This is a genomic window from Rhodococcus sp. 06-1474-1B, from assembly GCF_002258885.1.
In the GTDB taxonomy this organism is placed as follows: domain Bacteria; phylum Actinomycetota; class Actinomycetes; order Mycobacteriales; family Mycobacteriaceae; genus Rhodococcoides; species Rhodococcoides fascians.
Map to the genome: position 1 here is coordinate 560,959 of NZ_NOYR01000023.1, position 22,906 is coordinate 583,864.

Annotated in this window: 21 protein-coding genes; 20 read left to right on the plus strand and 1 reads right to left on the minus strand. The window is 66.4% G+C overall.

The annotated features are described in order from the left end of the window. The 13 genes from CH266_RS12880 (at window position 1) to CH266_RS12940 (ending at window position 15,532) form a co-directional block, all read left to right on the plus strand. Window positions 1–507: a PH-like domain-containing protein gene (locus tag CH266_RS12880; RefSeq protein WP_027496983.1), complete on the plus strand. Its 507-nt coding sequence runs from the start codon at window positions 1–3 to the stop codon at window positions 505–507. Beyond that, window positions 393–1,634, plus strand: a complete 1,242-nt coding sequence (carA, locus tag CH266_RS12885; RefSeq protein WP_373454737.1) for a glutamine-hydrolyzing carbamoyl-phosphate synthase small subunit — start codon at window positions 393–395, stop codon at window positions 1,632–1,634. Before CH266_RS12880 ends, carA begins: the two co-directional genes overlap by 115 nt. Beyond that, the gene (gene carB, locus CH266_RS12890) at window positions 1,634–4,975 is read left to right on the plus strand and encodes a carbamoyl-phosphate synthase large subunit (RefSeq protein ID WP_094715390.1); all 3,342 of its coding nucleotides are present in this window, start codon (window positions 1,634–1,636) and stop codon (window positions 4,973–4,975) included. The genes carA and carB overlap by 1 nt, the downstream gene beginning before the upstream one ends. Next, window positions 4,972–5,802 carry an orotidine-5'-phosphate decarboxylase gene (gene pyrF / locus CH266_RS12895; protein WP_094643178.1) on the plus strand — a complete coding sequence of 277 codons (831 nt, stop codon included), beginning with the start codon at window positions 4,972–4,974 and terminating at the stop codon, window positions 5,800–5,802. The genes carB and pyrF overlap by 4 nt, the downstream gene beginning before the upstream one ends. A 205-nt stretch (window positions 5,803–6,007) precedes the next feature. Continuing rightward, on the plus strand, window positions 6,008–6,328 hold the full coding sequence (mihF, locus tag CH266_RS12900; protein WP_027496987.1) for an integration host factor, actinobacterial type: 321 nt from the start codon (window positions 6,008–6,010) through the stop codon (window positions 6,326–6,328). A gap of 5 nt (window positions 6,329–6,333) precedes the next feature. Next, window positions 6,334–6,945: a guanylate kinase gene (gene gmk / locus CH266_RS12905; protein WP_176457079.1), complete on the plus strand. Its 612-nt coding sequence runs from the start codon at window positions 6,334–6,336 to the stop codon at window positions 6,943–6,945. 72 nt (window positions 6,946–7,017) lie between these two features. Then, the gene (rpoZ, locus tag CH266_RS12910; protein ID WP_008716576.1) at window positions 7,018–7,323 is read left to right on the plus strand and encodes a DNA-directed RNA polymerase subunit omega; all 306 of its coding nucleotides are present in this window, start codon (window positions 7,018–7,020) and stop codon (window positions 7,321–7,323) included. Window positions 7,324–7,346: 23 nt separating this feature from the next. After that, window positions 7,347–8,600 carry a bifunctional phosphopantothenoylcysteine decarboxylase/phosphopantothenate--cysteine ligase CoaBC gene (gene coaBC / locus CH266_RS12915; RefSeq protein ID WP_094643179.1) on the plus strand — a complete coding sequence of 418 codons (1,254 nt, stop codon included), beginning with the start codon at window positions 7,347–7,349 and terminating at the stop codon, window positions 8,598–8,600. Window positions 8,601–8,780: 180 nt separating this feature from the next. Beyond that, on the plus strand, window positions 8,781–9,995 hold the full coding sequence (metK, locus tag CH266_RS12920; protein WP_032365746.1) for a methionine adenosyltransferase: 1,215 nt from the start codon (window positions 8,781–8,783) through the stop codon (window positions 9,993–9,995). Between the two features lie 156 nt (window positions 9,996–10,151). Continuing rightward, the gene (locus tag CH266_RS12925) at window positions 10,152–12,119 is read left to right on the plus strand and encodes a primosomal protein N' (protein ID WP_176457092.1); all 1,968 of its coding nucleotides are present in this window, start codon (window positions 10,152–10,154) and stop codon (window positions 12,117–12,119) included. Between the two features lie 516 nt (window positions 12,120–12,635). Beyond that, on the plus strand, window positions 12,636–13,055 hold the full coding sequence (locus tag CH266_RS26120) for a PadR family transcriptional regulator (protein WP_032365748.1): 420 nt from the start codon (window positions 12,636–12,638) through the stop codon (window positions 13,053–13,055). An 87-nt stretch (window positions 13,056–13,142) separates the two neighbouring features. Next, complete coding sequence (gene fmt, locus CH266_RS12935; RefSeq protein WP_032372469.1) at window positions 13,143–14,066, plus strand: methionyl-tRNA formyltransferase; 924 nt, start codon at window positions 13,143–13,145, stop codon at window positions 14,064–14,066. Next, window positions 14,063–15,532, plus strand: coding sequence for an RsmB/NOP family class I SAM-dependent RNA methyltransferase (locus CH266_RS12940; protein WP_032400775.1), 1,470 nt, complete (start codon window positions 14,063–14,065; stop codon window positions 15,530–15,532). Before fmt ends, CH266_RS12940 begins: the two co-directional genes overlap by 4 nt. Here CH266_RS12940 and CH266_RS12945 read toward each other — a convergent pair whose 3' ends face one another. Further along, entirely contained in the window at window positions 15,533–15,922 is a 390-nt protein-coding gene (locus tag CH266_RS12945; protein WP_094643180.1) for an MmcQ/YjbR family DNA-binding protein, read from the minus strand. It lies immediately after the preceding gene. 36 nt (window positions 15,923–15,958) lie between these two features. On the opposite strand from CH266_RS12945, the gene rpe reads away from it, so the two are divergent. From rpe to uvrC, 7 genes are all read left to right on the plus strand, one after another. Further along, window positions 15,959–16,633 (plus strand): ribulose-phosphate 3-epimerase, encoded by a 675-nt coding sequence (gene rpe / locus CH266_RS12950; RefSeq protein ID WP_032365752.1) that lies wholly within the window; start codon window positions 15,959–15,961, stop codon window positions 16,631–16,633. Between the two features lie 38 nt (window positions 16,634–16,671). Further along, window positions 16,672–17,664, plus strand: coding sequence for a bifunctional diaminohydroxyphosphoribosylaminopyrimidine deaminase/5-amino-6-(5-phosphoribosylamino)uracil reductase RibD (gene ribD / locus CH266_RS12955; protein ID WP_094643252.1), 993 nt, complete (start codon window positions 16,672–16,674; stop codon window positions 17,662–17,664). Then, complete coding sequence (locus CH266_RS12960; protein ID WP_027496999.1) at window positions 17,665–18,276, plus strand: riboflavin synthase; 612 nt, start codon at window positions 17,665–17,667, stop codon at window positions 18,274–18,276. 87 nt (window positions 18,277–18,363) lie between these two features. Continuing rightward, window positions 18,364–19,695 carry a bifunctional 3,4-dihydroxy-2-butanone-4-phosphate synthase/GTP cyclohydrolase II gene (locus tag CH266_RS12965; RefSeq protein ID WP_255175898.1) on the plus strand — a complete coding sequence of 444 codons (1,332 nt, stop codon included), beginning with the start codon at window positions 18,364–18,366 and terminating at the stop codon, window positions 19,693–19,695. Next, window positions 19,692–20,189, plus strand: a complete 498-nt coding sequence (gene ribH, locus CH266_RS12970; RefSeq protein ID WP_032382074.1) for a 6,7-dimethyl-8-ribityllumazine synthase — start codon at window positions 19,692–19,694, stop codon at window positions 20,187–20,189. Before CH266_RS12965 ends, ribH begins: the two co-directional genes overlap by 4 nt. Further along, a complete protein-coding gene (locus CH266_RS12975; RefSeq protein WP_027497001.1) occupies window positions 20,186–20,659 on the plus strand; it encodes a PH domain-containing protein in 474 nt (157 codons plus the stop codon). The genes ribH and CH266_RS12975 overlap by 4 nt, the downstream gene beginning before the upstream one ends. An 80-nt stretch (window positions 20,660–20,739) precedes the next feature. Then, window positions 20,740–22,833, plus strand: a complete 2,094-nt coding sequence (uvrC, locus tag CH266_RS12980) for an excinuclease ABC subunit UvrC (protein ID WP_048318514.1) — start codon at window positions 20,740–20,742, stop codon at window positions 22,831–22,833. The last annotated feature ends 73 nt before the right edge of the window (window positions 22,834–22,906 follow it).

Below are 22,906 nucleotides of genomic sequence, written 5' to 3' on the forward strand. Positions count from 1 at the left end.
GTGGACAGAGTTCTCATCGTCATCGGCTTCATCCTGTTCTGGGCGCTGATGATCGCGCTGATCTTCTGGGGTTGGCGCGGGCGTCAGAAGCGTCAGGAAGGACGCATCGGCGAGTTCCCGGCCGTGCCGGACGATCTGGGTGCCAACCGAATCCAGCCGGCCACCGGGCTCTACGTCGGCAGCACCATTGCGCCGAGTTGGCAGGACCGGATCGCCGTGGGCGACATCGGCCACCGCGCCACCGGCGAGCTGTCACGACACGAGAAGGGAATCCTCCTCGATCGGGACGGCGAGTCACCCATCTGGATTCCGAACGAATCGATCCGGGCGATCCGTACCGAGCGCGGACTCGCAGGCAAGGTCATGACCAAGGACGGTCTCCTGGTCATCCGATGGGAATTGCCGACGGGGACCGAAATAGACACCGGCTTCAGGGCCGACGACAAGCAGATCTACCCGGTGTGGACAGAGGGTTTCACCGGAGAAACCAAGGAGGAAACCGCGTGAGCAGCGCAGTTCTTGTTCTGGAGGACGGCCGGACGTTCCGCGGCACCGCGTTCGGGGCCCAGGGGCGCACGCTCGGCGAAGCCGTCTTCTGCACCGGTATGACCGGATACCAGGAGACGCTGACCGATCCGAGCTACCACCGCCAGATCGTGGTGGCCACGGCTCCGCAGATCGGCAACACCGGCTGGAATCAGGAGGACGGCGAGGCGGCCAGTGCCCAGGATCCCAACAAGATCTGGGTCGCCGGTTACGTCGTCCGAGATCCAGCGCGCCGCACCTCGAGTTGGCGTTCGACCGGAACTCTGCAGGATCAGCTCGAGGCGCAGAACGTCGTCGGCATCGCCGGAATCGACACGCGCGCCCTCGTCCGCCACCTGCGCACCCGCGGTTCGATGCGAGCGGGAGTGTTCTCGGGCGACGCCCTCGGCACCTCGGACGAGATGCTCGAGCAGGTGGTCGGTCAGCAGTCCATGCTCGGTGCCGATCTCGCCGGTGAGGTGACCACCGGTGCCGGGTACACCATCGAACCGACCGGCGATGCTCGATTCACCGTCGTGGCAGTCGATCTCGGTATCAAGACCAATACTCCACGGATGTTCGCCGAGCGCGGTATCCGCGTGCACGTGGTGCCGTCGAACACCAGCATCGAGCAGGTTCTCGAACTGAACCCGGACGGTGTGTTCCTGTCCAACGGCCCGGGAGACCCGGCCACGGCAGACACGAGTGTCGCGCTGACCAGGCAGGTACTCGAACGAGAGCTGCCGCTGTTCGGCATCTGCTTCGGCAACCAGATCTTAGGGCGGGCACTGGGTCGCGGCACGTACAAGATGAAGTTCGGCCACCGCGGCATGAACATCCCGGTGATCGAGCACACCACCGGTCGCATCGCGATCACCGCACAGAATCACGGATTCGCACTCGAAGGCGAAGCAGGCGAGGAGTTCGACACCGACTTCGGCCGGGCGCGCATCAGCCACACCTGCGCCAACGACGGCACCGTCGAGGGCGTCGAGCTGATCGGCGGCAGCGCCTTCTCGGTGCAGTACCACCCCGAGGCCGCGGCCGGCCCACACGACGCCGCCTACCTCTTCGACCGTTTCACCAGCGTCCTTCAGGAGAAGAAGTAATGCCACGCCGCACAGACCTGAACCACGTCCTGGTCATCGGATCGGGCCCGATCGTCATCGGCCAGGCCTGCGAGTTCGACTACTCCGGCACTCAGGCCTGCCGAGTGCTTCGTGAGGAAGGACTGCGGGTCAGCCTCGTCAACTCGAACCCGGCCACGATCATGACCGACCCGGAGTTCGCCGACGCGACGTACGTCGAGCCGATCACCGCGGAGTTCATCGAGAAGATCTTCGCTCGCGAGGCCGAGCAGGGCCACCCCATCCAGGCCGTGCTCGCGACCCTGGGCGGACAGACGGCTCTCAATGCTGCTGTCGCTCTGCACGATCAGGGCATTCTCACCAAGTACGGCGTCGAACTGATCGGGGCCGACTTCGACGCGATCCAGCGCGGCGAGGATCGACAGAAGTTCAAGGACATCGTCGCCAAGGTCGGTGGAGAATCCGCCAAGTCGGCCGTCTGCTACACGATGGACGAGGTGCGCGGGACCGTCGCCGAGCTCGGTTTCCCGGTCGTCGTCCGGCCGTCGTTCACGATGGGTGGGCTCGGTTCGGGATTGGCCTACAACGACGAGGATCTGACCCGGATCGCGGGAGGCGGCCTGGCGGCCTCCCCGACGGCCAACGTGCTGATCGAGGAGTCCATCCTCGGCTGGAAGGAATACGAGCTCGAGCTCATGCGTGACGGCCGCGACAACGTGGTCATCGTCTGTTCCATCGAGAACGTGGACCCGGTCGGCGTGCACACCGGTGACTCGGTCACCGTTGCGCCCGCGATGACGCTGACCGACCGCGAGTACCAGAAGATGCGCGACCTCTCCATCGACATCCTGCGCGAGGTGGGCGTCGACACCGGTGGCTGCAACATCCAGTTCGCGATGGATCCGGCCGACGGCCGACTGGTCGTCATCGAGATGAACCCGAGAGTGTCACGCTCGTCGGCTCTGGCGTCCAAGGCCACGGGCTACCCGATCGCCAAGATGGCCGCCAAGCTGGCCATCGGGTACACCCTCGACGAGATCGTCAACGACATCACCAAGGAGACGCCGGCCTGCTTCGAGCCGACGCTGGACTACGTGGTGGTCAAGGCACCACGATTCGCGTTCGAGAAGTTCCCCGGTGCCGACGGCACGCTGACCACGACGATGAAGTCCGTCGGCGAGGCGATGTCCATCGGCCGCAACTTCACCGAGGCCTTCGGCAAGGTGATGCGCTCGCTCGAAACCAAGCGCGCGGGCTACTGGACCGGCCCCGAGGTCGAGGCAGAAAGTCTGGAAGCGTTGCTGAAGGACCTGTCCGTACCGCAGGACGGTCGGATGTACGGGCTCGAGAAGGCATTCGCTCTCGGTGCCACCCTCGAGCAGCTGTTCGAGGCGACCAAGATCGACCCGTGGTTCCTCGACCAGTTCCAGCAGATCCACGAACTCGGCGTCCAGGTTCGCGAGGCGGCCGAATTCGACGAGGCGCTGCTGCGTCAGGCCAAGTACCACGGTCTGTCCGATCGTCAGATCGCCGCTCTGCGCCCCGAACTCGACGGTGAGGACGGAGTGCGGGCGCTGCGCGACGAGCTCGGTGTGCACCCGGTCTACAAGACCGTCGACACCTGTGCGGCGGAGTTCGAGGCCAAGACCCCGTACCACTACGGCACCTACGAGCTCGACCCCGAAGCCGAGACCGAGGTTGCCCCGCAGCCGGACCGGCCCAAGGTACTGATCCTCGGATCCGGTCCCAACCGTATCGGTCAGGGCATCGAATTCGACTACAGCTGTGTGCATGCGGCGCTGACGCTGTCCGAGGCCGGCTACGAGACGGTCATGGTCAACTGCAACCCAGAGACCGTCTCCACCGACTACGACACCGCCGACCGCCTGTACTTCGAGCCGCTGACGTTCGAGGACGTGCTCGAGGTCTACCGAGCAGAGGCGGCGTCGGGCACGGTTCGTGGAGTCATCGTGCAGCTGGGCGGACAGACCCCGCTCGGTCTGGCGAAGCGACTGAAAGCCGCAGGCGTACCCATCGTCGGAACCTCTCCCGAGGCCATCGACCTCGCCGAGGACCGCGGAGAGTTCGGCAAGGTACTGGACGCGGCAGGACTGCCGGCAGCCAAGTACGGCACCGCGACGACGTTCGACGGGGCGCGTGAGATCGCCGCAGGAATCGGTTACCCGGTGTTGGTGCGCCCGTCGTACGTGCTGGGCGGACGCGGTATGGAGATCGTCTACGACGAGGCATCCCTGGCGACCTACATCTCCAATGCGACGGAGATCTCGGACGACCGACCGGTGCTGGTCGACCGGTTCCTGGAAGATGCCGTGGAGATCGACGTCGACGCGCTCTGCGACGGCACCGAGGTGTACATCGGCGGCATCATGGAGCACATCGAGGAGGCCGGCATCCACTCCGGCGACTCCGCATGTGCGCTGCCGCCGATCACGCTCGGCAAGACCGACCTGGAGAACGTGCGTCGATCGACCGAAGCCCTCGCGAAGGGAATCGGTGTCCAGGGCCTGCTGAACGTGCAGTACGCCCTCAAGGACGACATCCTGTACGTCCTCGAGGCCAACCCTCGGGCCAGCCGGACGGTGCCGTTCGTGTCCAAGGCGACGGCCGTGCAGCTGGCAAAGGCCTGCGCCCGAGTGATGTTGGGGGAGAGCATCGCCGAACTTCGGACTGCGGGAATCCTGCCCGAGACCGGAGACGGTGGCACCGTCCCGGCGGGTGCGCCCATCGCCGTCAAGGAAGCGGTGTTGCCGTTCAACAGGTTCCGCCGCGCGGACGGAACCGGCGTCGACACACTGCTCAGCCCGGAGATGAAGTCCACCGGCGAGGTCATGGGAATCGACTTCGATTTCGGTACCGCCTTCGCCAAGAGTCAGACCGCCGCGTACGGTTCGCTGCCCGCCGGCGGTGCAGTATTCGTGTCGGTGGCGAACAAGGACAAGCGGTCGTTGATCTTCCCGGTGAAACGACTCGCCGATCTCGGGTTCGACATCCTGGCCACCGAAGGAACCGCAGATGTGTTGCGGCGCAACGGAATCAAGTGCGAGCAGGTGTACAAGCAGTCGGGCGAGGATGTCCCGGAGGGTGAGCAGACGATCGTCGACCGCATTCTGGCCGGCGACATCGCGATGGTCATCAATACCCCGTACGGCAACTCCGGTCCCCGCGTCGACGGATACGAGATTCGTAGTGCCGCTGTGGCGCAGAACATTCCGTGCATCACCACGGTGCAGGGTGCGTCGGCCGCAGTGCAGGGCATCGAGGCAGCCATCGCCGGTGGAATCGGTGTTCGTTCCCTGCAGGATCTGCATGCGGGTCTGAAGGAAGGCCTGGTTCTGCCGTGAGTCATCACCACAGTTGGTCGGACCGGCTCCGGGCAGCGGTCGCCGCGCGCGGTCGGCTGTGCGTCGGCATCGATCCGCATCCGGCTCTGCTCGAGGCGTGGGACCTGCCGCGCTCGGCGGACGGTCTCGAGGTCTTCGCCGAGCTGTGTGTGGAGGCGTTCGTCGGTGAGGTGGCTGTCGTCAAGCCTCAGGTGGCGTTCTTCGAGTCGTACGGTTCGGCCGGCTATGCGGTTCTCGAGCGCACTGTCGGGGTGTTGCGGGAGGCAGGCACGTTGGTGATCGCCGATGCCAAGCGCGGCGATATCGGAACGACGATGGATGCGTACGCGCAGGCGTGGCTGGAGCCGGGTTCTCCGTTGTCGTCCGATGCCGTCACGGTGTCGCCGTACCTGGGGTTCGACTCGTTGGGTGCGGCGATCGACCGAGCTGTCGCAAACGACCGCGGTGTGTTCGTCCTTGCCCGGACGTCGAATCCGGAAGGTTCCGCGCTGCAGCACGCGTCGATGTCGACGGGTGGGTCCGTTGCGCAGTCGATCGTCGACGCGGCGGCTGCGCGCAACCGCGTCGATGCAGACACGGTGGGCCTGGTGGTCGGCGCCACCCGCGATCACGGCCTCGATCTGTCGGGCTACCGCGGGCCGGTGCTCGCGCCCGGCTTGGGTGCCCAAGGTGCCACGGTGAACGATCTGGCAGAGATCTTCCGTGATTGCCGAGAGCTGCTGTTGCCGAACTCCTCTCGGAGTGTGCTGGCGGCGGGTCCGTCGGTGACGGCGTTGCGTGCGGCGGCGACGCAGTTGCGTGACGAGATCGAAGCGGGTCTCGCATAGTCCATGGTCGCGTCGGCGAGCGTGTGGGGGTGGGTTAGCGGTGAGCGCCCGTCGTCGGTACGGTCGCTAACGCTGCCGACGACAATGCGAATCGACCGGGAATCCCTGCACGGATGGTCCTCGGCAGGCACCTACCGATGAGCGGCGAACCGATCCTGATCGGACCGGTCGCTCGCCCCGAAACGAGAAGACGGAGGAACCGACAGTGGCCCTTCCCCAGTTGACCCCCGAGCAGCGCGCTGCTGCCCTCGAAAAGGCAGCTATCGCCCGCAAGGCTCGCGCCGAGCTCAAGGAGCGCCTCAAGCGCGGCGGCACCGACCTCAAGCAGGTTCTCAAGGACGCCGAGACGGACGAGATTCTCGGCAAGATGAAGGTATCCGCATTGCTCGAGGCGTTGCCGAAGGTGGGCAAGGTCAAGGCCGCGGAGCTGATGACGGAGTTGGAGATCGCGCCCACTCGTCGACTGCGCGGACTCGGGGATCGGCAGCGCAAAGCGCTGTTGACGAAGTTCGATTTCGAGGCCTGACGACGGTGAGTGACACTGCGGCGACGTCCGTGCCGGAGCAGAAGCGGGGCCGGTTGGTGGTGCTGTCCGGCCCTTCCGGCGTCGGCAAGTCCAGTGTCGTTCGGCTCGTGCGCGCGGCGCTACCGGAGCTGGTCTTCAGTGTGTCGGTCACGACGCGATCGCCGCGCCCTGGCGAGGTGGACGGTCAGGACTACCACTTCGTGTCGTCCGAGGAGTTCGACCGGATGATCGCCGACGGTGAGCTGTTGGAGTGGGCGAGTATCCACGGCGGCCTGCAGCGGTCGGGAACTCCTGCGGCCGCAGTGGACGCTGCACTGGAGGCCGGCAGTCCGGTACTGCTCGAGCTCGATCTGGCCGGTGCGCGTGCCGTTCGGGTGTCCAAGCCGGAAGCTCTGTTGGTGTTCATGGCACCGCCGACGTGGGAAGACCTGGTCTCTCGTCTGGTCGGTCGAGCGACGGAGGAGAGCGCCGCAACCGAGCGGCGGCTGGAAACGGCGAGGGTGGAATTGGCGGCACAGGACGAGTTCGACACGGTCGTTGTCAATACCGATGTCGACCATTCGTGCGAACAGTTGGTATCCTTGTTGGTCGGTAGGTCGTCGGTCGGTAACAGCTGACCATTTTCACGGCGCACGAGGCCCCGACCAGCTAGTTCGTAGCACCAACGATGCAATTTCAGGAGATCATCAGTGAGCAGCACTTCAGCGGCCGTTTCCGACTTCGACGGACGCAGCGCTCTGCCGGCCTACGACACGCCGCTCGGCATCACCAATCCACCCATCGACGAATTGCTCGCGCGCACCTCGTCGAAGTACGCCCTCGTCATCTACGCGGCCAAGCGTGCACGCCAGATCAACGACTACTACAACCAGCTCGGTGACGGCATCCTCGAATACGTAGGACCGCTGGTCGAGCCCGGTCTGCAGGAAAAGCCGCTGTCCATCGCGCTTCGCGAGATCCACGCAGACCTCCTCGAGCACACCGAAGGCGAATAAGAACCCGACAGGGGACACCTGACGTGCATGTGGTCGTCGGAGTAGGCGGCGGTATCGCCGCCTACAAGAGTTGTGCGCTCATTCGAAAATTCACCGAGAACGGCCATCAGGTTCGAGTGATTCCGACTGCGTCGGCGCTCGAATTCGTGGGCCGCGCAACATTCGAGGCATTGTCCGGCCAGCCGGTGCACACCGGCGTGTTCGCCGATGTGCCCGAAGTGCCGCACGTCCGGCTGGGGCAGGAAGCGGATCTCGTCGTCGTCGCGCCGGCCACCGCGGACCTGATGGCTCGAATCGCGGGCGGGCGGGCGGACGATCTGCTCACCGCGACGTTGCTGACCGCTCGGTGCCCCGTCGTGTTGGCCCCGGCCATGCACACGGAGATGTGGGAACACCCGGCCACCGTCGCGAACGTCACCACGCTCCGATCGCGCGGTACCCAGGTGATCGAGCCTGCGTCCGGCCGGTTGACCGGACGCGACACCGGTTCGGGCCGACTGCCCGAGCCCGAGGAGATCTTCGCTCTCGCCATGCTGCTGACCGAACGTGCGCACGCGATGCCGCGCGATCTCGAGGGACGGCGAATTCTGATCTCGGCCGGTGGTACGCGGGAACCCCTCGATCCCGTTCGTTTTCTGGGGAATCGGAGTTCCGGCAAGCAGGGGTACGCATTGGCTCGCGTCGCAGCCCAGCGCGGTGCCCACGTGACCTTGATCGCCGGGTACACCAGCGACCTCGAGGCGCCCGCGGCGGTCGATGTGGTCCACGTGAAGACCGCGTCCGATATGCAGGACGCGGTGCGCTCGCATGCGACCGACGTCGACGCAGTGGTGATGGCGGCTGCGGTCGCCGACTTCAGACCCGAGTCCATCGCGAGCAGCAAGATCAAGAAGGGCTCGAACGAACCGTCGTCGATCCCTCTGGTCCGCAACGACGACATCCTCGCCGGTCTCGTGTCGGCTCGGCACAGCGGAGACGTCCGATCGTCGACGGTGATCGTCGGATTCGCCGCCGAGACGGGCGACGCCGACGGTGACGTGCTCACCTACGCGCGAGCCAAGCTCGAACGCAAAGGCTGCGATCTGCTCGTCGTCAATGCGGTGGGTGACGGCAAGGCCTTCGAGGTCGACCACAACGACGGCTGGTTGTTGGGGTCCGACGGCTCCGAGGCCGCGCTGGGGGAGGGCTCGAAAGCTCTGCTCGCCAGCAGGGTGTTGGATTCGGTCGCCCAGATGCTTCGCTCCCGCGATACGCGGCCCACTTCGGACACCCGCTGATGTCGAGGGTGCACGATCGATGTCGTAGCAGCTAGCGTTCTGGGTACCAGGGCGACAGCGCCGTAAAGGTTTGCGTGGCTCCCACAGGGGCGATAACACCGAGGGAACATCAATTTTCGTGGAGTGCTCGGCCGGCATCAGCCGTCGGGTCGGGCAAGAACATGCGTCGAGAGGAAGTCCGTGAGCAAGTCCGGTAGTCGGCTTTTCACCAGCGAGTCCGTTACAGAAGGTCATCCAGACAAGATCTGTGACGCCATCAGCGATTCCATCCTCGACGCTCTTCTCACCGAGGATCCGCGAGCCCGAGTGGCGGTGGAGACGCTCGTCACCACGGGCCAGGTCCACGTCGCAGGTGAGGTGAACACCACCGCCTACGCGGACATCCCGAAGATCGTGCGCGAGAAGGTGCTCGAAATCGGGTACGACTCGTCCGCCAAGGGATTCGACGGAAACTCCTGTGGTGTGAACGTCGCCATCGGCGCGCAGTCACCCGAGATCGCGCAGGGCGTCGACCATTCGCACGAGGCCCGCGTCGAGGGATTGTCCGACGACGAGATCGACCGTCAGGGTGCCGGCGACCAAGGATTGATGTTCGGCTACGCCAACACCGATACACCCGAGTTCATGCCGCTGCCGATTGCGTTGGCACACAGGCTGTCTCGGAGGCTGACCGAGGTTCGCAAGAGCGGTGTGCTGCCGTATCTGCGTCCGGACGGCAAGACTCAGGTCACCATCGAGTACGACGGGGACGACGCCGTTCGTCTCGATACCGTCGTGATCTCGACCCAGCATGCAGCAGACATCGACCTCGACAACCTGCTCACTCCCGACATCCGCGAGAAGGTCCTGGGCTCGGTACTCGCAGAGCTGGACGTACCGACTCTCGACACTTCGAACGTCCGGTTGCTGGTCAATCCCACCGGAAAGTTCGTGCTCGGTGGTCCGATGGGAGACGCCGGTCTGACCGGCCGAAAGATCATCGTCGACACGTACGGCGGCATGGCTCGGCACGGCGGCGGAGCATTCTCGGGCAAGGACCCGTCGAAGGTCGACCGCAGCGCCGCATACGCGATGAGGTGGGTCGCCAAGAATGCGGTCGCAGCCGGTCTGGCCGACCGCATCGAGGTGCAGGTGGCCTATGCGATCGGCAAGGCAGCACCGGTCGGTCTGTTCGTCGAGACGTTCGGCACCGAGAAGACCGATCCCGCGCGTATTCAGGCGGCGATCAGCGAGGTCTTCGACCTCCGTCCCGGTGCCATCATCCGCGACCTCGACCTGCTGCGCCCGATCTACGCGCAGACGGCCGCGTACGGTCACTTCGGACGTACCGACATCGATCTTCCGTGGGAATCCACCGATCGCGCCGACAAGCTCCGGGATGCGGCAGGCCTGTAGGTCCCTCCACTCCGGCAGCGATGCTGCCGCACGTACCCTGTTCGCACCGGCTCGGTGCTCCCACGACGAGTGTGGGGTGACGATCGAGAAGGAGGTGCGGTGGCTGGTGTGACGCCGGTAGCGGCAACCGATCTGCCGATCGCGCGCATTCTTCCGATGCTTCCGCTGCCGCACCTCGACCGCGAGTTCGATTACCTCGTTCCCGAGGACGCCAGCGACGATGCCCAGCCCGGTGTGCGGGTACGCGTCCGTTTTGCCGGCCGGCTCGTCGACGGGTTCGTACTCGCCAGGCTGGCCGAGACCGATCATCCCGGTCGTCTCGGCTGGCTCGACCGGGTCGTGTCCGCCGAGCGCGTACTGACTCCCGAGATCGCCGAGTTGGTGTCGGCGGTGGCCGATCGCTACGCAGGAACGCGAGCGGATGTGCTGCGTCTGGCGGTTCCGGCTCGCCACGCACGGGTCGAGGCAGAGCCCCCTCCGGTCGTCGACGAGGCAGCAGAGCCGGTCGTCGATCGCACGGGCTGGGCGGCGTATACCCATGGCTCCAATTTCCTCGATGCCCTCGGCGAGCACCGTGTTCCGCGTGCGGTGTGGCAGGCCCTACCCGGCGAGGTGTGGCCCGCTCGATTGGCCGAATTGGCTGCCGTCACCGTGGGGAGCGGACGGTCCGCAGTGGTCGTGGTGCCCGACCAACGGGATCTCGATCGTCTGGAGGGTGCATGCGCCGCGGCAGTCGGGGCCGACCGTGTGGTGGCGCTGTCGGCCGGTTTGGGACCGGCCAAGCGGTACCGGCAGTGGTTGCGCTGTCTGAGGTCGGGCCCCGTTGTCGTGGTGGGCACCCGCAGTGCGGTGTTCGCGCCCGTGTCGAACCTCGGCCTGATCGCGATCTGGGACGACGGCGACGACAGTTTCGCCGAACCACGCTCACCGTATCCGCATGCACGTGAGGTGGCGTTGCTCCGCGCGCACGTGTCGGGAGCCGCGGTCGTCGTCGGCGGACATTCTCGGACGGCCGAGGCCGAGGCTCTCGTCGATTCCGGCTGGGCCCACGACCTGGTCGCCCCACGTGAGCTGGTGCGTGAACGGCAACCTCACGTGGTCGCGCTGGCCGACTCGGACCACGCGCTCGCTCGGGATCCGGCAGCCCGGGTCGCGCGGCTACCGGCGATCGCTTTCGAGGCCGCACGTGCGGCGCTGAAAGCGGATACCCCTGTGCTGGTTCAGGTTCCACGCGCCGGTTATGTTCCGTCGCTGGCGTGTGCGAAGTGCCGCCATCCGGCTCGGTGTCGACGCTGCAACGGTCCGCTCGCCCTGCCCTCGGCTCCGGGCAGCGACGGCGCGGGCAGCCCGACGTGTTCCTGGTGCGGAATCGCCGATGCCGCACACCGCTGCACGGTCTGCGGGTCTCGCAACCTGCGCGCGGTGGTGATCGGAGCGGGACGCACGGCCGAGGAGCTCGGCCGCGCCTTTCCTGGCGTGCCGATACACAACTCCGGTGGGGCGACCGTCCTCGATACCGTGCGCCCCGGTGGTTCGCTCGTGGTGTCGACCGTCGGTGCCGAGCCGACCGTGGACGGCGGATACGGCGCCGCGCTGCTGCTCGACGGTTGGGCGTTGCTGGGCCGGGCGGATCTGCGTGCGGCAGAGGAGACACTGCGCCGCTGGATGACGGCTGCGTCGATGGTTCGGCCCGGGGCGGCTGGGGGACGTGTGGTCGTGGTGGCCGAGTCCGAGATCCCCACCGTCCAGGCCCTGGTGCGCTGGGATCCGCTGTGGCACGCGCGCAGTCAGCTGGACGAACGAGTCGAGGTTCGGTTTCCACCGGCCGTTCACGTGGCGGCGATCGACGGGACCACTGACGCGATAACAGCGTTGGTCGACAGTGCAGATCTACCCGAGACGGTCGAGGTACTGGGTCCCGTCGATCTCCCGGACGGTCAACGCGCACCTGCGGGTAGCGGCGAGGACGGGTTGTCCGGAGACGTGCAGCGGCTCCTGATCCGGGTTCCGCGAAGCACCGGAGCAGCGCTGGCGCGAGCGCTGTCGACTGCGCAGGCGTCCCGAAGCGCCAAGAAGCTCGGCGCGGGCGTACGGATTCAGATCGATCCCATTCGGATCGGGTGATGGGCTTTCTCTGTCCTGTTGCGTTCCCGTCGTCCAGATAGAGAGGCAACCTCAGGGCCTTGTCAAAGTTCTATTGCCGATATATCGTCGACTTGTTCAATCGATACGAAGGAGAACGAGATGAATTACGCATTCGAAGGCTTTGCACACGAATTCGGACGCCGCGGAGGTCCCCGAATGGGGTCTTTCGCAGGCAATCGGCACGGAGACCCGCGCCGACGCGGCGCGCCGTTCCAGATGTGGGTTGCGCGGGACGACGAGCACGGCCCGGCAGAAGACGGAGAACCAGACGGCGGAGAACGACACGAGAGAGGTCGGGGAAGGAGAGGTCACGGAGAACACGGCAGACGTCGGGGAGGTCCTGTCGGGCGGGGGCGTGACGGTATGTGGCCCGGTGGTGTCGGGGCCGGCGGTTTCGGGCCGAATGCCGACTTCGGTCGTGGTCGGGGCCGAGGCGGTCGGGGCCGACGTGGCGATGTCCGCGCTGCGATCCTCCTGCTGCTCGAGGACCGGCCGATGCACGGTTACGAACTCATCCAGCAGATCGCCGAGAAGAGCAACGGAACCTGGAAGCCGAGCCCGGGATCGATCTACCCGGCCTTGTCGCAGCTCGAAGACGAGGGCTTGGTGCTGATCGACAAGGTGGCCGGCCGGAAGACGGCAGCACTGACGGCCGAGGGCAGGCGTCATGTCGACGACCATCGAGCAGATCTCGGCAGTCCTTGGGACGACGTAGCCGATTCCGTCGGCATCGATGCGCGTGATCTTCGGGCACTGATCGGACAATTGATGGGAGCGGCCGGTCAGGTGGCCGGAGTCGGAACCGTGCGTCAGGTCGACCAGGCAGCCGAGGTGCTCATCGAGGCACGCCGATCGCTTTATCGCATCCTCGCGGAGGACGCTTCCGACAGTTCCGACAGCACCGACGCGACGTGATCGTCGGTGCGGAATCGTCGCACGCTGCCGTGACTCCCTAGGATGGACAACCGACATCGTTTCGTCCATCCCAGGGAGTTGCCTTCAGTGCGCGTCGTCTTCGCCGGAACACCGGAACCCGCGGTCCCGTCACTCGCGCGACTGGTGGAGTCCGAACGGCACGAGGTGATCGCCGTGGTCACCCGGCCCGACGCCGCAGCCGGCCGTGGACGCAAGACCGTGCGCTCGCCCGTAGGAGTGTTGGCGGACGAGCACGGCATCCCGGTACTCACTCCCGCGAGGCCGTCGGACCCGGAGTTCGTGGCGGCGCTGACCGACCTCGCCCCCGACGTGTGCCCGGTCGTTGCGTACGGCGCGTTGTTGCCGCAACAGGTACTCGACATACCTCGGTACGGCTGGATCAATCTGCACTTCTCACTGTTGCCCGCGTGGCGTGGCGCGGCACCGGTACAGGCCGCGATCGCCGCGGGCGACGACGTCACAGGAGCATCGACGTTCCTTCTCGACGTCGGGATGGACACCGGTCCGGTACTCGGTGTCACCACCGAACGGATTCGGGATTCCGACACCACGGGTGATCTGCTCGGGCGTCTGGCGTCGAGCGGAGCCCACTTGCTCGCCGCGACGTTGGACGCGATCGAGGACGGAACGGCGGCAGCGCTACCGCAATCCGAGGACGGTGTGTCCTACGCGAGCAAAGTGACAGTCGATGCCGCGCGCATCGACTGGACGAGATCCGCGGCATTCGTCGACCGACACATCAGATCCGTCACACCGGCCCCGGGCGCGTGGACGACCATCGGGGATCTCCGCGTCAAGATCGCTCCTGTTCAGCTGTCGCCGGACACGTTGGAGCCGGGAACGATCGACGTACGCAAGACCGGTGTACACATCGGAACCGGAACCGGCGCAGTCGTTCTCGGTGATATTCAACCTCAGGGCAAGAAGGTCATGAGGGCACTCGACTGGGCGCGCGGCGCTCGGCTGGACGATACGGCGGTGGCACGATGACAGAGCCCGACAGGCCTCGTAAGCGCGAGTCGAGCCAGCCCCGCAAGTACGTCAAGAAGTCACCGGGGGCACGTGGGCCCAAAGGGAACCGGCCGCCGCAGGGCACCGGACCCCGTGCGGTCGACGCGATCGATCCGGCACGGCGTGCGGCCAGAGACGTGCTCAAAGCGGTGCGGGAGCGCGATGCTTACGCGAACCTGGTGCTGCCCGGTTTGCTCCGCGAGCGCAAGTTGGACTCTCGCGATGCCGCGCTGGCCACCGAACTCGCCTACGGCGCATCTCGCGCGCGTGGTGTGCTCGACGCCGTGATCGCGCACGCGGCCGGGCGGCCTGCCGCAGAGATCGACGGACCACTGCTCGACATCCTTCGGCTCGGGGCCTATCAGTTGCTGCGCACCCGGGTTGCCCCGCATGCAGCCGTCGCCACGTCGGTGGACCTCGCCCGCTCCGAATTCGGTTCCGGCAAGGCAGGTTTCGTCAATGCTGTGCTGCGACGAGTGTCCGAGCGAACCGCAACGCAGTGGGTCGACGAGCTGGCACCGGCGACGACGGCGGATCCGGTCGGTCACCTGGCATTCGAATACGCCCATCCCAAATGGATTGCGCAGGCCTTCGCCGATGCGCTCGGAGCCGATGCCGGCGAACTCGCCGCGGTCCTCGAGGCGGACGACGCGCGTCCCTCGGTCCACCTCGTCGCGCGACCGGGAGAGATTTCCGCCGAAGAATTGGCGCTGATCACCGGGGGAGAGGAAGGTCCCTATTCGCCGTACGCGGTGCACCTCGACGGCGGCGACCCCGGCAAGCTCGATGCTGTCCGCGACGGTCTGGCCGGAGTCCAGGACGAGGGCAGTCAGCTCGTCGGCCGCGCGCTGACGTTGGCACCGTTGCTCGGCGACGACAGTGGCAGATGGTTGGACCTGTGCGCCGGTCCGGGCGGCAAGGCCGCCCTGCTCGGCGCCCTGGCGGAGATCGACGGTGCACGGGTCGACGCCGTCGAACCGACCCCGCACCGCGCCGACCTCGTGTCCAAGACCACCAAGGACCTACCGGTGACGGTGCACATCGTCGACGGCCGCGAGTCCGGACTCGACGCGGGTTACGACCGCGTGCTCGTCGACGCGCCGTGCACCGGTCTCGGAGCGCTGCGTCGTCGCCCCGAAGCGCGGTGGCGTCGCCAACCGTCCGACGTGGCGGCATTGGTCACCCTGCAGAAGGAATTGCTGGCGGCAGCGATCGATCTGGTCCGGCCCGGCGGGGTGGTGCTGTACTCGACGTGCTCGCCGCATCTGTCCGAAACAGCGGCCGTCGTTGCAGACGCCGTACGCCGGTACGGCGTCGAACAGCTCGACACCCGCGCGCTCGTGCCGGGAGTACCGCAACTGGGTGACGGCCCGTCGGTGCAACTGTGGCCGCATCGGCACGGTACCGACGCGATGTTCATGGCGGCGCTGCGCAAGCCGGTCTGATCACCCTCCGGCCAGGAACGCCTCGGCCACGTCTGCGGGTGCATACACCAGCCACCCGTCGACGAGGAGTTCGCGCAGTTCGTCGTCCTCGGCGTTGTCGACGTCGATCAGAACGGCAGAGAACCCGTCGAAGTGCGGGATCGTGAAGCACGAGCGCGGATGTGCGGCGAGGATGGCTTCCTTCTCGTGCAGGTCGGCAGTCCTGACGGCCAGGATCGGTCCGGCGGGCGGGGTCTCGTCGCCGAATCGTTTCAGGTCGGCCTTGCTGAACGGTCGTACCCACGCGAACACGTGCTTGCCGATGCCCCAGGCGGGATTCCCGTACCGAACGCTTTCGGTGACTTCGGGCAATTCGGCAAGGACGGCGCCCGCGGAGTCCATGGTGGCCATGTCGGCACGATACCGGCTCGACTAGGCTCACCAGTCGTGGTTTCCCCGATGATCGCTCCCTCGATTCTGTCCGCCGATTTCGCGCGCCTCGCCGCCGAAGCCGATGCCGTCGCGGGGGCCGATTGGCTCCACGTCGACGTCATGGACGCACACTTCGTCCCCAACCTCACCCTCGGGCTACCGGTGGTCGAGAGTCTGCTCAAAGCAACGAGCATTCCCCTCGATTGCCACTTGATGATCGAGGATCCGGCGCGCTGGGCCCCGCCGTATGCCGAGGCCGGGGCATACAACGTCACGTTCCACGCCGAAGCAACGGATGACCCCAGCGCCGTGGCGCGCGACATCAGGGCCGCCGGTGCGAAAGCCGGCCTGTCGGTGAAGCCGGGTACCCCGATCGAGCCCTACCTCGAGATTCTGCGCGACTTCGACACTCTTCTGGTGATGAGTGTGGAGCCCGGTTTCGGCGGGCAGTCGTTCATGCCCGAAGTACTGTCCAAAGCCAAAGCTGTTCGGGCACTTGTCGATTCCGGAGATCTACGCTTGGTGGTCGAGATCGACGGCGGCATCAACTCCGACACCATCGAGCAGGCCGCCGAGGCCGGCATCGATTGCTTCGTGGCCGGTTCGGCCGTGTACAACACCGCCGATCCCGCCGCCGCAGTGCGTGATCTCCGCGGCCGGGCCGCCCGCGCATCGCACCACCTGTCGTGACCGACGCCCCGGGCTCGGCCGTGTCGGTCGTCGAGGCCATGGCTCTGGCCGTCGACGCGTCCGAGGCCGCTCGGGGCATCAGCAGCCCCAACCCCGCGGTCGGTGCCGTGATCCTCGACGCCCGCGGCCTCGTCGTGGGCACCGGCTCCACCCGTCCACCCGGCGGCCCGCACGCCGAGATCGTCGCACTCACCGAGGCCGGCGACCGTGCGCGCGGCGGCACCGCGGTGGTGACACTCGAGCCGTGCAACCACACGGGCCGCACCGGACCGTGCTCGCAGGCCCTCGTCGCAGCCGGGGTCGCGTCGGTCGTCTTCGCGGTGGCGGATCCGAACCCGCTCGCGTCCGGCGGGGCAGACGCACTGCGGAACGCCGGGCTTCGCGTCGAACAGGGCGTGGGGACGCGCGAGGTACAGCAGGGGCCACTGCGGGCCTGGCTGCACAAACAACGCACCGGACGGCCGCACGTCACCTGGAAATACGCCGCGACGCTCGACGGACGCAGCGCGGCTGCCGACGGAACGAGTCAATGGATCACCGGACCCGAGGCGCGGGCGCACGTGCACGCCGAACGGGCCAAGCTCGACGCCATCGTCGTCGGAACCGGAACCGTACTGGCCGACGATCCACGGTTGACCGCCCGTCGCGCCGACGGCACCCTGGCACCGCATCAGCCGGTCCGAGTCGTCGTCGGATCGAGGCCGATACCGGCCACCGCCGCGATCCGCGGTCCGGAGGCCACGACGGTGTTTCTCGACACACACGACCCGGCTGCGGTGATCGAGGCACTCGGCGACCACACCGACATCCAGATAGAAGGTGGCCCGACTCTGGCCGGCGCGTTCCTCGCCGCCGGTCTCGTGGACCGCGTCGTCGCCTACCTCGCACCTGCGGTGTTGGGCACCGGCCCCGCCGCGGTGGAGAATGCGGGAATCGGAACAATTGCCGACGCAATTCGGTTCCGCACGGAGACAGTCACCATGATCGGCAACGACGTTCTTCTGAGTGTCGTGCCCGAAGGAGCGAAGTAGATGTTCACCGGAATCGTCGAAGAGCTGGGCGAGATCGTGGCCAAGGACGAACTGCCCGACGCCGCTCGCTTCACCGTCCGGGGCCCGGTGGTGACCTCCGATGCCGGCCACGGGGATTCCATCGCGGTGAACGGAGTGTGTCTGACCGTCGTCGAAGTACTTCCCGACGGCGGATTCACCGCCGACGTCATGCAGGAGACGTTGAACCGATCGAGCCTCGGCGCTCTGGATGTCGGCAGTCGCGTCAACCTCGAACGCGCAGCGGCACTCGGTAGCAGGCTCGGCGGGCACCTCGTCCAAGGACACGTCGACGGAACCGGCACGGTAGCCGGACGCAGCCCGTCCGAGAACTGGACCGTCGTGCGCATCACGATGCCCACGTCGGTAGCGCGCTACGTCGTCGAGAAAGGATCCATCACGGTCGACGGTGTTTCGCTCACCGTGTCCGGGCTCGGAGTCGACGACGGCGGGCACTGGTTCGAGATCTCGCTGATCCCCACCACCCTCGACCTGACCACACTCGGCACGGCCGAGGTGGGTTCACCGGTCAACCTCGAAGTCGACGTCATCGCCAAGTACGTGGAGCGGCTGCAGGCGATCGACGCACAGTAAGTACTGTTGAAGTGCACGCAGGTAACGGTGCATCGGAGACATATCCAGGGCGCTGAGCCAGGCCCGAGACCTATGGAGCGCACTTTCGTGACCAGGTTCGACAGTATCGAGCGCGCAGTTGCGGACATCGCTGCGGGCAAAGCAGTGGTGGTCGTCGACGACGAGGACCGCGAGAACGAAGGCGACCTCATCTTCGCCGCTGAGAAGGCCACCCCGGAACTGGTTGCCTTCATGGTCCGTTACACCTCGGGCTACCTCTGTGTCCCGTTGTCCGGTGAGGATTGCGACCGACTCGGCCTGCCGCCGATGTTCGCCACCAACCAGGACAAACACGGAACGGCGTACACCGTCACCGTCGACGCGCGAGAAGGTATCGGAACCGGTATCTCCGCCTCCGACCGAGCAGCCACGATGCGCCTGCTCGCGGACCCCGACACCGGAGCGAACGACTTCACCCGCCCCGGCCATGTCGTCCCGTTGCGCGCCAAGGAAGGCGGCGTACTGCGCCGCCCCGGCCACACCGAGGCCGCCGTGGACCTCGCCCGCATGGCCGACCTCCGCCCCGCCGGAGTCATCTGCGAGATCGTCAGCCAGAAGGACGAGGGAGCGATGGCGCAGACCGACGAGCTGCGGGTGTTCGCCGACGAACACGACCTCGCACTGATCTCGATCGCCGATCTGATCGCGTGGCGCCGTAAGCACGAGAAGCACGTCGTCCGCGTCGCCGACGCGCGAATCCCCACCAGCCACGGCACGTTCCGGGCCGTCGGCTACCAGAGCATCTACGACGAGGTCGAACACGTCGCGCTGGTGCGCGGCGACATCTCCGGCCCCGACGCCGACGGCAGCGACGTGCTGGTCCGGGTGCACTCCGAATGCCTCACCGGCGACGTCTTCGGATCGCTGCGCTGCGACTGCGGCCCACAGCTCGACGCCGCCCTCGAAATGGTGGCGGCCGAGGACCGGGGAATCGTGCTGTACATGCGAGGACACGAAGGACGCGGAATCGGCCTGCTGCACAAACTCCAGGCCTACCAACTCCAGGACGCAGGCTCGGACACCGTCGACGCCAACCTGCAGCTCGGTCTGCCCGCAGACTCCCGCGACTACGGAATCGGCGCCCAGATCCTCGTCGACCTCGGGGTCTCGTCCATGCGCCTGCTCACCAACAATCCGGCCAAACGAGTCGGGCTCGACGGCTACGGCCTCCACGTCACCGAGCGGGTGCCGATGCCGTTGCGCGCCAACGCCGAGAACCTGACCTACCTGCGCACCAAACGCGACCGCATGGGCCACGACCTGGTCGGCCTGGACGACTTCGAGCAAAATGACCCCGCACACCCCGCAGGCTCCACTCCTGGTGACAACGGTCATTCCGCAGGCTCCACTCCTGCCCGCGAGAACGGGGTCAACCCATGAGCGGCGACGGCGAACCCACCCTTCAGCTGGCAGGCGCGAGTGATCTGAAGTTGGCTGTCGTGGCCGGTCAGTGGCATCGGACGATCTCCGAGGCGCTGCTCGCCGGTGCGCTCCGCAAAGCCGAGTCCGCCGGGGTACGCGACGTCACGGTCATTCGCGTCGCCGGAGCCATCGAACTACCCGTCGTCGCCCAGGCCCTGGCTCGCACCCACGATGCCGTCGTCGCTCTCGGCGTGGTCATCCGCGGCGGCACACCGCACTTCGAGTACGTCTGCGATGCCGTCACAGCCGGCCTGACACGGGTATCGCTCGACGAGGGCACTCCGGTCACCAACGGGGTGCTCACCACCAACGACGAGCAGCAGGCGCTCGATCGCGCCGGTCTGCCCGACTCGTTCGAGGACAAGGGTGGGCAGGCCACCGCGGCCGCCATCGACACGGCCCTGACCCTCAAGCACCTCCGGCAGCCGTGGACGAATCAGGACTTCCAATGACGCGCGACGAATCCCCGTCCGAATGGGACATGGAAGTGAAGTCCCGTAAGTCGGCCCGGTACGCGATCGCTGCCGCGGTGTTGCTCGTCGTCGCTCACTCGACTGTCGCGGTGCTGCTTCGGGTGTCGCCGACCGGGGTCTATTTCAGGACCGCCGATCAGCTGGCGATGGCGGGAATAGGCGTGTTGCTGGCGGGCCTGGCTCTGCTGCTCACCCGCCCGCGCATTCGCGTCGGTCCGGCAGGTGTGGCGGTCCGAAACGTGTTCTCGGAGCGGATGATCGAGTGGGACCTCGTGCGCGGCCTGTCATTTCCCGACGGGGCGATGTGGGCCAGGGTCGACATCCCCGACGACGAGTTCATCAATGTGATGGCCATCCAGTCCAACGATCGTGAGCACGCCGTCGCGGCCGTTCGAAAGTTCCGTGCGCTCGAGCGCGAGTACGCGCCCGCTCGCGTCGATCAGGACTGACTCTCTGCCGCACGCTCTCGTGCACCGCTGCTGAGCTGGAGATGCGGAGAACGTCGGACCCGACCGCTAACGTGGAAGGCGTGTCCGACCCCGCTACCTATCGTCCGGCCACCGGAACCATCCCGGTGGAACCGGGCGTGTACAAATTCCGCGATCCGCACGGTCGCGTCGTCTACGTAGGCAAGGCCAAGAGCCTTCGCAGTCGCCTCAATTCCTACTTCGCCGACGTGGCCTCGCTGCATCCGAGGACCCGGCAGATGGTCACCACCGCGGCGTCCGTGGAGTGGACGGTGGTCACCACCGAAGTCGAGGCACTGCAGCTCGAGTACAACTGGATCAAGGAATTCGATCCACGGTTCAATGTCCGCTACCGCGACGACAAGAGCTACCCGATGCTCGCGGTGACGATGAACGAGGAATTCCCACGCCTGTTCGTGTACCGCGGACCCCGCCGTAAGGGCGTGCGCTACTTCGGTCCCTACGCTCATGCGTGGGCCATTCGCGAGACGCTCGACCTGCTGCTGCGCGTGTTCCCGGCACGAACGTGCTCGACCGGAGTCTTCAAGCGGCACAACCAGATCGGTCGCCCCTGCCTGCTCGGGTACATCGACAAGTGCTCGGCGCCGTGCGTGGGACGCGTCAGTGCCGAAGAACACCGCAGTACCGTCGAGGACTTCTGCGACTTCCTGGCCGGCAAGACCGACAAACTCGTGCGACAGCTCGAGAAGAAGATGCAGGCGGCCTCGGAGGATCTCGACTTCGAGACCGCGGCACGGTTACGTGACGACGTGGGCGCGCTGCGTCGGGCGTTGGAGAAGCAGGCCGTGGTGCTCGGTGACGGTACCGACGCAGATCTGGTCGCATTCGCCACCGACGCCCTCGAAGCCGCCGTTCAGGTCTTCCACGTCCGCGGTGGCCGCGTACGGGGACAGCGCGGGTGGGTGGTCGAGAAGGCGGGTGAGGTGATCGAACGGCAGGACGAGGCCGACCTCCCCGCCCTCGTCGAACAGTTCCTCACCCAGTTCTACGGCGAACAGGCTGCGTTGTCCGCGCAGACCCCGGGCGGCGATGACGGCGGGTCCAACGCGGTTCCGCGTGAGGTACTGGTGCCGGTGTTACCGGACAACGCCGACGAAGTGCAGGTGTGGCTCAGCGAGTTGCGTGGATCCAATGTCACTTTGCGGGTTCCGCAGCGCGGCGACAAGAAGGCACTGGCCGAGACCGTCGAACGCAACGCCAAAGAGGCTCTGCAGCAGCACAAGCTGAAGCGTGCGGGTGATTTCACATCGAGATCTGCTGCGCTGCAAGGCATTCAGGAGGCGCTCGATCTGGATTCGGCACCGCTGAGAATCGAATGCATCGATATCTCGCACGTGCAGGGCACCGATGTGGTCGCGTCACTGGTCGTGTTCGAGGACGGATTGCCGCGCAAGAGCGACTACCGCCACTACGCGATCAAGGAAGCGGCAGGCGACGGGCATTCCGACGACGTCGCCAGCATCGCCGAGGTGACCCGGCGTCGTTTCCTCCGTCATTCTGCAGACGGAGCCAACGCTGTCGGCAGCGGCGGCGATCTGGCTCCCGAAGCCGCGCTCGATCCCCAAACCGGTAGGCCACGCAGGTTCGCTTATCCGCCCAACCTGTTCGTCGTCGACGGCGGTGCACCACAGGTCGCAGCGGCCGCAGCAGTGCTGGACGAACTCGGTGTCACCGACGTCGCCGTCGTCGGGCTCGCCAAACGACTGGAAGAAGTGTGGGTACCGGGGGAGGAGGATCCGGTGATCCTGCCGCGCACGAGTGAATCGCTCTATCTCCTGCAGCGAGTGCGCGACGAGGCGCACCGATTTGCCATCACCTTCCATCGAAGCAAGCGATCGCGCCGTATGACTGCGTCGGCCCTCGACTCGGTGCGCGGTCTCGGCGAGTCGAGGAGAACCGCGCTGGTGGCGCATTTCGGTTCGGTGGCCAATCTCAAGAAGGCAACGGTCGAAGAGATCGTCGAGGTCCCCGGAATCGGCGCGACCACCGCCAAGTCGGTGCTGGCCGCGTTGGGTTCCGACCCGAGCGGGGCCGATGTAGGCGATGATGGCAGCGCAACGGCAACGACACCGGGCGAGAACACGGCCGACCATGCGATCGAACCGCGTGTGGAATCGGCGGGACAGGCTTCGTAGTGAGCGAACACCAGACACAGGCACACCCACCGTCCGAGCCGCACCCCGGAAACCCCGAAGAGCGGGCCGACTC

Bases quoted from the DNA above. Each gene is read 5' to 3' on its own strand.
- carA (WP_373454737.1), top strand. From the start codon at position 393: ATGGGAATTGCCGACGGGGACCGAAATAGACACCGGCTTCAGGGCCGA.
- carB (WP_094715390.1), top strand. From the start codon at position 1,634: ATGCCACGCCGCACAGACCTGAACCACGTCCTGGTCATCGGATCGGGC.
- CH266_RS12925 (WP_176457092.1), top strand. From the start codon at position 10,152: ATGCTTCCGCTGCCGCACCTCGACCGCGAGTTCGATTACCTCGTTCCC.
- CH266_RS26120 (WP_032365748.1), top strand. From the start codon at position 12,636: ATGCACGGTTACGAACTCATCCAGCAGATCGCCGAGAAGAGCAACGGA.
- CH266_RS12940 (WP_032400775.1), top strand. From the start codon at position 14,063: ATGACAGAGCCCGACAGGCCTCGTAAGCGCGAGTCGAGCCAGCCCCGC.
- CH266_RS12945 (WP_094643180.1), bottom strand. From the start codon at position 15,922: ATGGCCACCATGGACTCCGCGGGCGCCGTCCTTGCCGAATTGCCCGAA.
- ribD (WP_094643252.1), top strand. From the start codon at position 16,672: ATGGCTCTGGCCGTCGACGCGTCCGAGGCCGCTCGGGGCATCAGCAGC.
- CH266_RS12960 (WP_027496999.1), top strand. From the start codon at position 17,665: ATGTTCACCGGAATCGTCGAAGAGCTGGGCGAGATCGTGGCCAAGGAC.
- ribH (WP_032382074.1), top strand. From the start codon at position 19,692: ATGAGCGGCGACGGCGAACCCACCCTTCAGCTGGCAGGCGCGAGTGAT.
- CH266_RS12975 (WP_027497001.1), top strand. From the start codon at position 20,186: ATGACGCGCGACGAATCCCCGTCCGAATGGGACATGGAAGTGAAGTCC.